The sequence below is a fragment of the Pseudomonas sp. 15A4 genome (assembly GCF_016925575.1).
Lineage (GTDB): Bacteria > Pseudomonadota > Gammaproteobacteria > Pseudomonadales > Pseudomonadaceae > Aquipseudomonas.
This window is the reverse complement of sequence record NZ_CP068986.1, coordinates 4,805,422-4,818,490: the sequence shown is the minus strand read 5'-3', so window position 1 is coordinate 4,818,490 and position 13,069 is coordinate 4,805,422. Positions and strand designations below refer to the sequence as shown.

The 13,069-nt window shown below is 60.2% G+C and carries 8 protein-coding genes and 2 pseudogenes; 7 read left to right on the top strand and 3 right to left on the bottom strand.

All coding sequences use genetic code 11. From position 1 onward, the window contains the following. Positions 1-24: 24 nt before the first annotated feature. Positions 25-4,385: pseudogene (locus tag JN403_RS21350) on the bottom strand (RHS repeat-associated core domain-containing protein); the annotation flags it as partial. Positions 4,386-4,793: 408 nt separating this feature from the next. Next, positions 4,794-5,237, bottom strand: a complete 444-nt coding sequence (locus JN403_RS21345; RefSeq protein WP_205484153.1) for a hemerythrin domain-containing protein — start codon at positions 5,235-5,237, stop codon at positions 4,794-4,796. A gap of 207 nt (positions 5,238-5,444) precedes the next feature. On the opposite strand from JN403_RS21345, the gene JN403_RS21340 reads away from it, so the two are divergent. From JN403_RS21340 to JN403_RS21330, 3 genes are all read left to right on the top strand, one after another. Further along, the gene (locus tag JN403_RS21340; RefSeq protein ID WP_205484152.1) at positions 5,445-6,386 is read left to right on the top strand and encodes an aliphatic sulfonate ABC transporter substrate-binding protein; all 942 of its coding nucleotides are present in this window, start codon (positions 5,445-5,447) and stop codon (positions 6,384-6,386) included. 15 nt (positions 6,387-6,401) lie between these two features. Continuing rightward, positions 6,402-7,727 carry an LLM class flavin-dependent oxidoreductase gene (locus JN403_RS21335; protein ID WP_205484151.1) on the top strand — a complete coding sequence of 442 codons (1,326 nt, stop codon included), beginning with the start codon at positions 6,402-6,404 and terminating at the stop codon, positions 7,725-7,727. 127 nt (positions 7,728-7,854) lie between these two features. Then, complete coding sequence (locus JN403_RS21330) at positions 7,855-8,577, top strand: dienelactone hydrolase family protein (protein WP_205484150.1); 723 nt, start codon at positions 7,855-7,857, stop codon at positions 8,575-8,577. A gap of 23 nt (positions 8,578-8,600) precedes the next feature. Here the strand turns inward: JN403_RS21330 and JN403_RS21325 are convergent. Continuing rightward, positions 8,601-9,454 (bottom strand): annotated as a pseudogene (locus tag JN403_RS21325) (LysR substrate-binding domain-containing protein). A gap of 397 nt (positions 9,455-9,851) precedes the next feature. On the opposite strand from JN403_RS21325, the gene JN403_RS21320 reads away from it, so the two are divergent. The 4 genes from JN403_RS21320 to JN403_RS21305 are packed head-to-tail and all read left to right on the top strand — an operon-like array spanning position 9,852 to position 13,061. Beyond that, on the top strand, positions 9,852-10,694 hold the full coding sequence (locus JN403_RS21320; protein ID WP_205484149.1) for a transporter substrate-binding domain-containing protein: 843 nt from the start codon (positions 9,852-9,854) through the stop codon (positions 10,692-10,694). A gap of 28 nt (positions 10,695-10,722) precedes the next feature. Continuing rightward, complete coding sequence (locus tag JN403_RS21315; RefSeq protein ID WP_205484148.1) at positions 10,723-11,457, top strand: amino acid ABC transporter permease; 735 nt, start codon at positions 10,723-10,725, stop codon at positions 11,455-11,457. Continuing rightward, positions 11,447-12,235, top strand: a complete 789-nt coding sequence (locus JN403_RS21310; protein ID WP_205484147.1) for an amino acid ABC transporter permease — start codon at positions 11,447-11,449, stop codon at positions 12,233-12,235. Before JN403_RS21315 ends, JN403_RS21310 begins: the two co-directional genes overlap by 11 nt. Further along, positions 12,222-13,061 (top strand): amino acid ABC transporter ATP-binding protein, encoded by an 840-nt coding sequence (locus JN403_RS21305; protein WP_205484146.1) that lies wholly within the window; start codon positions 12,222-12,224, stop codon positions 13,059-13,061. The genes JN403_RS21310 and JN403_RS21305 overlap by 14 nt, the downstream gene beginning before the upstream one ends. Positions 13,062-13,069: the final 8 nt, after the last annotated feature.

The following is a 13,069-nucleotide window of genomic DNA, read 5'->3' as shown; positions in this document are numbered from 1 at the left end:
GTTTCCAGTCAAGCCGCATGAAATCAGCCCAAGAGGGTCAACCCATTCGCATGGGTTCGGTGCATAACTATAAAGATTCAAACCTCCAGCAAGTTCAATCGGATCCTTGCTGATAAACCGCCCGACCCTTGGATCATAGTACCGGTGGCGGTTGTAGTGCAGGCCGGTTTCGTAGTCGTGGTGTTGGCCCTGAAATCGGATGGGGTTGGTCAGACCGATCTGTTGGGCGAATTCGGAGCGCTGTTCGGTTGCTTCGCCCCACGCTTTGTACTGCGCGCTCCAGGTGGTGTTGCCGTTCTGGTCGGTGATCTCCTGAGGGGTGCCGAGGTGATCGCACTGGTACCAGGCGAGGACGTCGATTGGCAGCGCCGCTGGTTTGTACGTCCAGAGCGGGTCTTCTTTGAAGTTGTAGCGGCCCTGATAGGTGGGTTGGCTTACGAGGCGGATGGTTTCGTGGCGGATGGCCTGGGCCACGGGGACGAAAGTGCCGGGCTCGTGGATGTAGTGGACGGTTCGGCCCAAGGCGCCGGCGTAGGGCGGCGGGCTGCTTTCCCAGGCGAGGTTGTCGCCGTCCCAGCCGTACAGGGTGAAGCCGCAGCCAAGTTCCCGCTCTTTGCGGGCGTGTTCGTTTTCGTTCCAGCCAGTGCCGGCTTCCGGGCGTGGGCGGTAGTGCGCTTTCGAGAATTTGTAGAGGCGACGTCCGAGGGGTCGTAGCCGAAGTCGACAGTCAGACGCGGATCACGGAAATGGACCAGTCGATCGAATAGATCCCAGTAAAGCTCACTGCGCAGGCCGTTGGTCCAGCGCTCGGTCTGGTTGCCACGTTCGTCGTATTCGTAGTGGTTGCCGGCGTAGTCCCGCAGCAGGTTGTCGATCAGTTTGTGACGGACCGGTTCGGGGTCGAGTGGGCGGCGTACGGGTGCGGCGCTGTCGTCGAGCAGATTGCTCGCGGGGTCGAAGGCGAAGGTTTCTGTGCCCAGGCGACTGGTGGCGCTAAGCAGGCGGCTGACCGGGTCGTATTTATAAGCAAGGACTCCACGGCGGCTGTCGTTGATGTCGGTGAGTTGGCCCGCGGCATCGTAGGTGTAGGCGCGTCTGATAAACGTGGTTTTGTCGTCTGCCCGGCCCAGTAGCTGTTCGTGAAGACGTCCCGCAAGGTCCCATTGCTGCGTTTGCAGCAACTGGTTGCCTTGATGACGGGCCACTTCACGGTGCAGGTCATCGCGTTCGTAACTGAGTAGTTCGTGCTCGTCGAGCTTCAGGCCCAGCAGATGCCCGCTGCCGTAGGTCAGCCAGCTGACGCGATGCCCGTCCGGGCGGATGGTCGCGACGCGGTTGTTCAGCGCGTCGTATTCATGCTGCCAGACGGCAACCAGTGGTTTATCCAGATTTGAGTAATGCTGATGCTCGCGCAGCAAATTGCCAGCCGGGTCGTGAAACCATTGCAGGCGACTGACGGCGTTGGTCGCCATGACCAGATTTCCGTTGCCGTCGTAGGCGAAGGTTTCGCTTTGGGACTGCTCGCCGAGGGTGGCCCGGCGTTCAGTCAGGCGGCCCATGGGATCGAAGGTCAGTGCGATGGTGCGCTGGCCGTTAAGCGTCTGAGCGAGCCGTCCCGTTTCTGGATCGTACCGGTATTGAGTCGAGCGATTGTCGAAGCCGCGTTCTTCCAGCAGCCGGCCCACAGGGTCGTAGTGAAAGTGCGCACGACGCTCGTTTTCGTTTTCCAGCGCGATTAACCGGCCGAGTTTGTCCCAGCGGTAGCGCAGGGTTTGCTCGGCGGCGTCGACGCGTTCGGCGATAAAACCGGCTGCGGTGTAGCGCCAGGTGGTGCAGCGTTCGAGGCCATCGGAGTGGGCGAGAAGTCTGCCTTCGGCATCCCGGCTAAAGCGTTCTTCGGTCTTGTCCGGGTGTTTGACCAAGACAAGCTGACCGGCTTTGTATTCGTACGTGGTGCTGTGCCCGGCCGGGTCGGTGAAGCGAATCATCTGGCCGCGTTCGTCGTATTCCCACGCGCTGATCTTGCCGGAGCAGTCGGTGTACTTAACGAGTTGTCCGGCGTCGTTGTAGGCCAACGCCTTTGTATTGCCGTTAGCGTCGTTGATTGCTGTAGGAAGGCCAAACGAGTTGTAGGTGTATTCGGTAACGTTCTCTAGCGGATCGATCGCCTCGACCAGATTTCCGCGATGGTCGTAGTCCCGCTTCCACAGCCCACCCTCGCCATCGCTGATCTTGATCAGGTGGCTTTTGTCGTCGTAGGCGTAATTCATCACGCTGTGATCAGCGCGGGTGTGCTCAGTCAGATTGCTGAGCTTGTCGTAACGATAGCGGTCGGTGCTGCCGTCGGTGTGGACGTGGCGGATGATGTTCTTGGCGGCATCACGGAAGAACCATTCGGAACGGCCATCGGCGTGGCAGATGCGATAGGTGTAGCCGAGGCTGTCGTAGTAATGCCGGGTTTCGTGACCGAGCGCATCGGTGACGCAGGTGAGACGGATGTTTTCATCCCACGCCAATCGCGTATCGAAACTGCCGTCGTCAGCCCACTCACGCACAGCCTTCGCATCGGGACCTGTTCCCTGCCACTGCAAATTCAACCCACGATTTGTGCGGTCGGTGTAGCGGGTAATCAGGTGGTTTTGATACTGGTAACGCCAGGCCGAACCGTTCTCGTCCTGAGCCAGAACAAGGTCACCAAAATCGTCGTACTGATACGCGCACAGTTGGCGTTTGACGTCGCCGTCACGAACTTCCCAAAGGCCCGTCAAGCGCCCCTGATCATCAATCAAAGTGCCCAGACGAAGATGCACTTTACTGACATCTTTTTCCGAGTACGTCACCAACTCGGAGAGCATCAAACGTCCATCATGCCGATGCTCGTAATGCAGCATCACCCCAGCGCCATTGGGCAGCACTTTGTTAATCAGAACAAACCGCTGTCCCCGCCGAACATAGGTCTCCCTGTGATCCAGGCCACGCATCAGCAATAACCGATCTTTGCTGAGGCGAACGACGGTCAGATTTTCAATGGCGTTGAAGTGAAACAACTTGACCTTGGGAAGAGGGAATTCATGGCTGCGGCCATCGGCGTCGTGGAAGACCAATCCGTCGCCGACGAGATCAAACCGCGTGTTAAACGGCGTGATCCAACGCGCACCGATGACGTCATGATCGTAAGCATCCAGACTCGAGCAATAAGTCCGATTCCACTCAATGGAAAAAGGCCCTGGCAAACTAAAGTCGGTATGACTGACCGACTCCGAGCCCATCGCAAAGCTGATGCTGTTCCCCGTTGAGCCGCAGTTACAGGCGCAAGGACAGGCACAGGTGCACTTCTTCAGTACGTTGGGCCGGCCCTTCGCCGGCTTCTCACGCTGAACAACTTCGAGTTTGCCTTCGCTGCCCCGTCGCTTGGCCTGATTAACCACCCCCGGCTTGATGTTGAAAGACTGACCATGCCCATTGCGGGAACGCCAACTTACAACCGCTCCAGCCAACGTCTGCAGCAACGCTCCAATCGAGTTTTGAACCTCAGGATCTGCTAGACCATTAATCTGGGCCCGAAGCTCTGACCCCATGGCACGCAACGACTTAGCCTTTCTGCGTACCGGGTCTTTCAGCGCTTCAGGCACAAGATGTTCGACGGTGCCGTTGACGATTTTTTGGCCGGCTGCGATGTAAACATCGGCAACCGCGATGAAGATGTTGGAAATCGCGCCTTTGGGATCGTAGTCCCACTGCTTGCGCCCATCGCTGATCAGTTGCACGGCCTCAAGCAGACTGCCCTCGGCATCGAGATCGCCGTTGACCACGCTTTCCAGACCCTTGGCGATCTCGTTCAGCACGCCTTCGCCCAGCTTCCCCGCGTCATCGAGAATGCCAGCAAGCTTGGTCTGCGCCTGCATTACAAAGTCATCAAGCGTTCCAACGATGTCCGCATTGAGGTGCCCGATCAGCACCTCGATCAGCGCATCGCCCAACAGCATCTTCCCCGCCTGCCGCATCTCCTGACGCACCAGAAACAGCGTCGGCCGCAGGCTCATCCGCGCTGCCGCCATGGTCGGCGGTGTCGGCAAGACGCCAATCAAATTGATGCCCAGACTCACCCAATCCAGAGGGTCGCGTTTCTCACTGGTCGCCAGCCGGACGATGTCATTCAGCGCATCAACCAGCGCCATGATGTTGCCCACCACAGGCAAAAAGCCCGCAGCGCTCTTGATCCGTTCAAGCGAAACGACCCCGCCGCTGATGCCCTGCAGCCAGGCATCGACAGTGGCCGCACCCGCTCCCACGTCCTCAAGCTGAATCAGATCAAGCGGAACGATCGCCAGCTGAGGCTCGTTTTTGCGTCGCTGCCGGACGTAACTGCGGGGTTTGCCAAGGATGCTCTCCGTGCTCAAAAAACCATCCGAGAAGGCGTGAATGCCAATCCGGGGGCACGGAGATATCAAGGGCTGTGCCAAATATGGATTAGCCCAGGAAAATCAATAGCTTAAGAGGAAAAACAGGAGGGTTTGGCGAACGCCAACCCAGACGAGAAGGCAAAGGTGCGCAAGAAGTTGCGCACCCCTGCGCAACTTCTTGCGCACTCGTCTGCACGCCCCGAACGACGTGGCCTGCAGAGCATTGCCCCTTCCATTTTCAACAAACAGGTGCGCAACTTCTTGCGCACTCCGCCAAACCCGCACGCGACCGCTCTTCACCAGCAACGCCGCACAGCGAACAAAAGTACGGCGAAAAACGCAGCCAAAAAAAAGCCCCGAAGATTCGGGGCTTTGAGCATTCAGAGCGGCTTAAGCTTTAGCCAACTGCTCCTTATACTCCTTGTGATACTCACGGGCCAGCGACTGCTTCTGCTGGTCGTCCAGCAACTTGCCCGCTGACTGGAAGAACTTCTGCTCTTCTTCCTTCAGGTGATGATGGACCTTCTCTGACAGCTTCTTGGCCGTGGCCAGCCATGAGGGGCTGGACATCTCGGTCTCGTCGAGCTCTTCCATCATTTCGTCCATTTCATGGTGCTCGGAAATGGCATGGCGGCTGAGGTCGACGCCATTGTCGAACTGCATCAGCGGGATATAGAAGAAGCGCTCTTCAGCGGTTTCATGGGCCTGGAGTTCAGCTTTCAGCTGTTTGTAGGCCTCGACACGCTCCTCACTGTCGCCATGGGTTTGGATCAAGGCGTCGGCATAGCCGCGTTGCCGTTCATGACTTTCTCTCAGCGCTTCAAAAATGTTCACGGGTGCTCCTGGGTTCGGCAACGGACTGATGTGCTTATCCCTAGACCGCAGCGGGTATTCAGCCGTTCCGTTGCACTTCGGGCATATGGATAGATCTATAAGTTTCTTTCATAACCTGCGCCGTTTTTTATAATGAAAGTGAAGCTGTTCCGATGTGCTCATTCGTTTTCGTGCTGAGCGCCCCTTAGTGCCCGTCCAAGGATCCTCATGTCCCTGCGAAAGATCATCGTCGCCGCTGCGTTAATGCTGGCGACCGTCACCGCTCACGCCGAGCAGGTCATCAATATCGGTTATCAGCGTTCGTCCACGCTGTGGATTCTGCTCAAGAACGACGGCCAGTTGGAGGAGCGACTCAAGCCGCTGGGTTTCACCGTCAACTGGCATGAATTCAGCAGCGGGCTGCTCAGCGCCATGAACGCCGGCAGTGTCGACCTGCACGCCGACGTCGCCGATGCGTTTGCCTTGTTCACGCAGGCGGCGAATGCACCGCTGACCTATTACGCCCGTGAGAATCCTTCCCCGACGGCGCAGGCCATCATCGTCCCGGACAACTCACCGATCCGCAGCGTTGCCGATCTCAAGGGCAAAACCGTGGCGGTGTCGAAGGGCTCAGGCAGTCATTTTCTGTTGATTTCGGCCCTGAAGCGCGCCGGGCTGACCCTCAAGGACATCAAGCCGATTTACCTGGAGGCGCCCGACGGTGTCGCCGCGTTTGCCAGCGGCAACGTTGACGCTTGGGCGATCTGGGACCCGTTCCTGGCGACCCAGCAGCGTGAGCATCATGTTCGCGTGCTGACCGACGGCTCCGGCGGCATTGCCAACTACAACCGTTTTTACGTGGCCAACACGCGTTTCGCCAAGGCCCATCCCGAGGTGCTGCAAGTGGTGTTCGACACCTTGCACGACGCCGGGCAGTGGGTGAAAGGTCATCCTCATGAAGCCGCGGCGAATCTGGCGCCGCTGTGGGGCAACATCCCGCCTGAGACCGTCGAGCTGGCCAACAGCCGACGCAGCTACGACATCGTCCCGGTCAAGGTGGATGAACTGGCCGAGCAGCAGCGCATCGCCGACTTCTATTTCGAGGCCGGGATGATCCCCAAAGCGCTGAAGGTGTCCGACATCGCTGTCTGGACCCCGCACGCCCACTAAGTCAGGAGCGCGATCATGAGTCGTCACATTCACCTGTCGGCGTTCCTGCTGACCGGGCCGGTTATTCACAGTCATGCGGTCTGGCGTCATCCCGAAACGGTCGGCCATTACCTTGATCCCGAGTATTACGCCCGCACGGCGCAGGTGGTGGAGGAGGGGCTGTTCGATTTCCTGTTCTTCGCCGACCGGCTGGCGGTGGGTGATCAGATGGGCGGCTCGCGGGACGTGGCCCTGCGGTATGGCGCGCAGGATGCGACGCGTCTGGACCCGCTGCCGATTCTGTCCTATCTGGTCGGGCAAACGAGCAAGCTCGGCCTGGGCGCTACCCGCTCGACGACGTATTACGAGCCGGCGCACATCGCCCGGGAGTTCGCCACGCTCGATCATCTGTCCAAAGGCCGCGCTGCCTGGAACATCGTCACGTCGATGAACGACAGCGAAGGGCGCCTGTTCGGCAAGGACAAACACCTTGAGCACGACCTGCGTTACGACCGCGCTGACGAGTTCGTCGAAGTGGCGCTGAAGTTGTGGCGCAGTTGGGCGCCGGATGCGTTGAAGCTGGACCGGGAAAGCGGCGTGCTCGCCGACCCGTCGAAGATCACTTCGGTGCAGCATCATGGCGAATGGTTCAAGGTCGAAGGTCCGCTGAACATTCCGCGTACGCCGCAAGGGCGGCCGGTGCTGATTCAGGCAGGCTCCTCGGGCCGTGGTCGGCGGTTCGGCGCGCGCTGGGCCGAGGCGATTTTCACCATTCACCCGCACCTCAAAGCCATGCACGCGTTTCGCCAGGACGTGCGCGAACAGGTCGTCGCGCAAGGCCGCCACGCCGACAGCTGTAAAGTGCTGACGGCGGTGATGCCGTTCATTGGTGGCAGCGAAGCGGAGGCGCGGGCAAAGCGCGACAAGCACAACGCATTGGCGCGCCCGGAACTGGGTCTGGTCACCCTGGCATCGCAACTGAACGTCGATCTCTCGCCGTTTCCGCTGTCGGCGACCCTGGCAGAGATCGCACGCTCGCCGTCGATACCGCCTGCTGCAGCGGAGAAGCTGCTGATGCAGGGGCCGGACACGACGCTGGAGGAACTGGGCCGGATTTTCGCCAGCAGCGTGCGGGTGCCGCAACTGGTCGGCACGGGGGCGCAGATTGCCGATCAACTGGCGGAGATGTTCACGTTGGGTGGTTGCGACGGGTTCGTGATTTCTCCGGCGTATCTGCCGGGCTCATTCAGCAAATTCGTCGAAAGCGTCATTCCGCACCTGCAACGCAAAGGGCTGTTTCGCACAGCCTATGAAGGCTCGACCCTGCGTGAGCATCTGGGGTTGGAGGCGCTGGAGTCCTGAACCCTGCGCTTAAGAAATTCATACTCCGTACAGCCACCTGACAGCTTTGCGCGATCATTGACGGGCTGACATTCGCGACATGCTGCGTATGATGAGCCCGACGTTTTTCGCAAAAAGGCTCACGCTCATGATGAAGTTTTTCGCCGCGCTGCTGTGTGTGTTCACCGGCATGGCCCACGCAGAACCCGCTCTGCTCACCGACCTTGCGCTGCCGTATCTGGCGGCGGTGCCCGCTGAATCCAGAGACAAACCCCTGATCATTTTCCTGCACGGCTATGGCAGCGACGAGCGCGACCTGCTCGACATCAAAAACGATCTTTCCCCGGGTTACACCTACCTCTCCGTGCGTGCGCCGCAGGAAGTCGACGGCGGCGGCTACAAGTGGTTCACCCAGGACACCGATCAGGCCGAATACGAAGGCGTGACCAGCGACGTCGACAAAAGCACAGACTTGCTGCGGACCTTCATCCAGCAGGCCACCGAGAAATACAAGACCCAGCCCGACAAAGTGATCCTGGTCGGCTTCAGCCAGGGCGCGATGATGAGTTACCAGATCGGCCTGCAATACCCGGAACTGGTGCACGGCATCGCGCCCTTGAGCGGCAAGATTCTCGCGTCCCTTCATTCACGCCTGAAACCCGATGAGCGTCTGAAACCACTGAAGGTGTTCATCGGCCACGGCTCGGCCGACACCCGCGTGGCTTACTCGGGTGCAACCGACGCCAAAGCGGTGCTGGAGAATTTGCTGATCGTTCCCGAGTTTCATGCCTACGCCGGGGCAGGGCATACGATTACAACGGATGAAGTGGCGGACTTGAAGCACTGGCTGGAAGCGCAACTGCAGAAATAACCCCGTGGAAGAGACCAGGGCCGCTACAGGCCCTGACTGCCACGAATCAGCTCATACGCCCGGCGCGCCAGCGGATTCACCGTATTGGGACGAATCCACAGGTAATAAGTGACGTCGGGCATTCTCGGCAGACCGTCGGCTTCCCCAGCACCCGCATGTCCGGCCCGAGCATTTCCATGCTTCGCGCCGTGACCCCGAGGCCCGCGCGCGTGGCCGCCTTGATGCCGATCAGGTTCGACGCCAGGTACGCCTGACGCCATTCGATGTCGGCGCGCTCCAGTGCTTCGATGGCATAGCGTCGGTAAATACTCGGCTCGTCCACCAGAATGAGCGGTATCGGTTCTCCAGGAACGTGCAGGTACTGCGCCGAGCAGATCCACCACACCGGCGACGTGCGCAAGGCGAACCCTTCCAGCGCCGGATCTTCGCGGGTTGAAATCACCATGTCGACCTTGCCGCGATGCAAATCCTCCATCAGAAACGGGCTCCGACCGACGTCGATCTCCAGTCGCAGCTTCGGCGCAGAACGGGCGATGTGGCTGAGGATCGGCGGCAGGATGGTGTCGGCGATGTCGTGGGGTGAGCCGATACGCAGCACGCCGCTCATGCTGCTTTCGCGAAGGGAGTTGAGCGCGTCGTCGTTCAGTGAAAGCATCTGCCGGGCATGCCGTAACAGCTGTCGACCGGGTTCGGTGAGTTGCTTCTGACGGCCCTGTTTCTGAAACAGACTGACGCCAATCTGTTGCTCCAGACGCTGCATGTGCTGCGTCACCGACGACTGCGTGCGCGACAGGTGCGCTCCGGCGCCAGCGAAGCTGTGGTGATCGACGACGGCGACGAAAGTGCGCAGCAGTTCGAGGTCTAGGGTGGAGGACATCGTGTTTACTCGTTTGAACGGTTTGTTACCCGCAGCGCCATTCCTCGTAGGCGTGAGCGTGCTCGCGATCGCGATCTGTCAGGCCAATCATCGGCGCAGATACACAGCAATCGTGAGCAAGCTCACTCCTGCACGCCTGGATTACATCAGCTGAACGGGCTAATACATTACGGTTTTTTATGAATGGGGAAAGCCCTGTCTCTAAAAATATCGATAAAACTCAATAAAACAGCGCTTATGCTTTTTTGCTTTAAGGGCCGAAACCAGAAAGTTATAACCATATTTGATATTTTCATTTCCGCTCCGGCAGTTCCCTCCCTAGCATGCAGCTCATTACAAGGCGCTGACGCATTACCCGTCGCACGCGCCGAGCCGATGTCCATCTGAGGGGAAGTCCATGCCGTCCACGCGTTCGCCACTTGCTCGTATCCTGCCGCTGATGATCGGCGCCACCGTGACGCTGGGCGCCAGTTTTGCGGCGCAGGCCGATGCCACTCTGGACAAGATCGAGCAGCGCCACCGTGTGGTGGTGGGGGTGCTGCTGTCCGGCGGCCCGTTTGGCTCAATTGACCCGACGACGCAGAAACCCGAGGGGCTGAACGTGGACCTGGCCAGAGACGTGGGTCGTCAGCTCGGCGCCGAAGTAGAACTGGTGTCCGTGCTGCCCGCCAATCGCGTGCAGTTCCTGCAGCAGGGCAAGGTCGATCTGCTGATCGCCAACATGGAGTGGACCGCCGAGCGTGGCCAGCAGTTGGGCTTCGTACCCACCCCGTTCTATCGCGTCGGCGGCACCGCAGCGGTGCTCAAAGACAGCAAGATCACCCGCTGGGAAGACCTCAAGGGCCAACCCGTCTGCACGTCCCAGGGCAGCAGTTACATCAAGCCGCTGACCGAATTCGGCGCTGAACTGAAAGCATTCAAAAGCTCGTCGGAATCCCTCCTGGCCCTGCGCGGCAACAACTGCGTCGCAGCGGTGCACGACGCTACCCTGATCAATCCATTGGTGGCCGACAGCCCGGAATGGCAGAACTACCGCGCCCTCAGTCCCGAGCTCAATCCTGCGCCGTCGGTGATCTGGACCCGCCCCGGCGAGACCGACACCCAGGCGAAACTCGACGCCATCGTCAAGGGCTGGCACCGCACGGGCTGGTTGATCGACGCAGAAAAGCGCCATCACATCAGCCCGCCGTCACCTGCGCTGATTGAACTGCACGAAAAATTCCAGGCCGCGGGCGCTTGAACGTGCGCCTTAAGGACGGGGCGAGCGCATGACGCACCTGCTTGAACTGTTCGTGCAGAGCGCGGCGAGGTTCGGTCTGAATTACGGCTTTTTGCTGGACGCTTACCAGCGCGGTTCGTTGGTTAATGGCGCCGTGACCTCCATTGCGTTGTGCGCATTCACGATCGTGGGCAGCCTGTTGGCGGGCCTTGCGCTGGCGGCGATGCTGACCAGCGGCAAGCCCAGTCTGGCCAGGCCAGCGCGGGTGTTCATCGAAGTGACCCGCAACACGCCGACGCTGGTGCAGCTCTACTGCGCGTTCCTGGTGCTTAACATGCTGCTGACCCAGGCCGTTGGCGCTGCGAACCCGCTGACGCCGTTCGCCTGGGTGGTCATTGTGATCTCCCTGCACAAGGGCGCATTTCACGCTGAGGCCTTGCGCGCCGGCATCGAAGCGGTGCCGAGCGTGACGCTGGAAGCCGCCAGCTCCCTGGCCTTCAGCAGCCGTCAGTTGCTGTGGAACGTGCAGCTGCCGCTGGCGATGCGTTTCGCGCTCCCGTCGCTGATCAACAACCTGATCGACCTGGTGAAGATGACGGCGGTGGCGTCGGCCATTGCCGTGGGCGACATCACCTACGCCTCGATCATGATCTGGACCCAGAGCGACAACGTGCTGGAACTGATGATCCTGCTGCTGGCGTTTTTCGGCCTGCTCAGCTTCGTCGTCAACTGCGTGGGCCGTGCCCTCGAAGCCAAATTGAGGATGCCTGGTTATGGCCATTGATTCGTCTGTGCGCCTGCCGCTTTACTGGTCGCGTCGGCATCCGGGCACGCTGGTGCTGCTGGCCGCCGTGTTGCTGTGGCTGGTCTTCGGCGCCCCGAAAAGCCCGGTGTTTGCGGCGCTCCTGGAGTGGTCGCCAGCGCTGGCGACGGGCTTTGCCCAGAACATTCTGATCAGCCTGCTGGCGATTGCTATCGGCTCCGTGCTCGGCCTGCTGGTGGGTGCGCTGGCGGTGTCGCCGCTGTGGATCACCCGGCTGCCCGCGAAGATCTGGGTGCAGGTATTTCGTAACGCGCCGTGGCTGGTGCTGATCTATTTCACCACCTACGTTTTCCCGTTCGAGCTGCACATCGGCACGTCCTGGATCTCGTTTCCGGACTGGGTGAAAGTCACCCTCGGCCTGGCGTTGCCCGCCAGCGCCAACGTCGCGGAAATCTTTCGCGGCGCCATCGGTTCGATACCCGGGACGCAGTGGGAAGCCTCCCGCTCGCTGGCCTTCACACGCGGGCAGATCTTCCGTTCGATCATCCTGCCGCAGTGCTTCAAGCGCATGTTGCCGCCGTGGATGAACCTGTATGCAGTCATCACCATGGGCACCGCGCTGGCCTCGCTGGTGGGTGTGCATGACCTGATCGACACCGCGCAGATTGCCAGCAATACGGTCAACCGGACCGGCTTCACAGTGCTGATCTACTTCAGCGTACTGGTGCTGTTTTTCGCCTACTGCTATCCGATTTCCCGATTCACTCAATTCCTGGAGCGACGTTATGCCTTCTCCTGACACGCGCGCCGAACCACCCCTAATCAGCCTGCGCGATGTTCATCTTTCGTTCGGCAGCAACCACGTGCTCAAGGGCATCGACCTCGACGTTCAGCGCGGGCAAGCGGTGTCAATCATCGGCCCGTCGGGTTCGGGGAAGTCGACCATCCTGCGCTGCATCACCGGTTTACTGCAGACCGAGCGCGGCAGCATCCGGGTGGGCGACACCGATGTGCACACGCTCAAGACCGAGGCGCAGCGCATCGAACTGCGCAAACGCGTGGGCTTCGTGTTCCAGCAGTACAACCTGTTCCCGCATTTGTCCGTGCTGGAAAATCTGGTGATCGCGCCGCGCAAGGTGCTCGGCGAAACGGCGGCGAACGCCGAAAAGCACGCGCACGAACTGCTCGCCAAAGTCCGCATGGAGCACAAGGCCGATGCGTATCCAGGGCAGCTGTCTGGCGGTCAGCAGCAGCGCGTTGCCATTGCGCGGGCATTGGCCATGCGGCCGGAACTGATCCTGTTCGATGAAGTGACCTCGGCACTCGACCCGGAAACCGTCGGCGAGGTGCTGACGGTGATTCGCGAGCTGACCGAAGAGGGCATGACCTGCGTGCTGGTCACCCACGAAATGCGTTTCGCGGAGGACATCAGCGATGTCGTGTATTTCACCGAAAACGGCCTGATCGTCGAGCACGGCAGCCCCGAACACATTTTCCAGCGCCCGACCCATGAGCGGACCCAGACGTTTTTGCGCCATGCCTTGGGCGACGCCGGACGCCGTCCGGTCGCCAGTGGCGATCCGTTTCTGTTGAGCAATATCAGCCGTTACAGCCTGTCGGTCTGAGCCGGGCC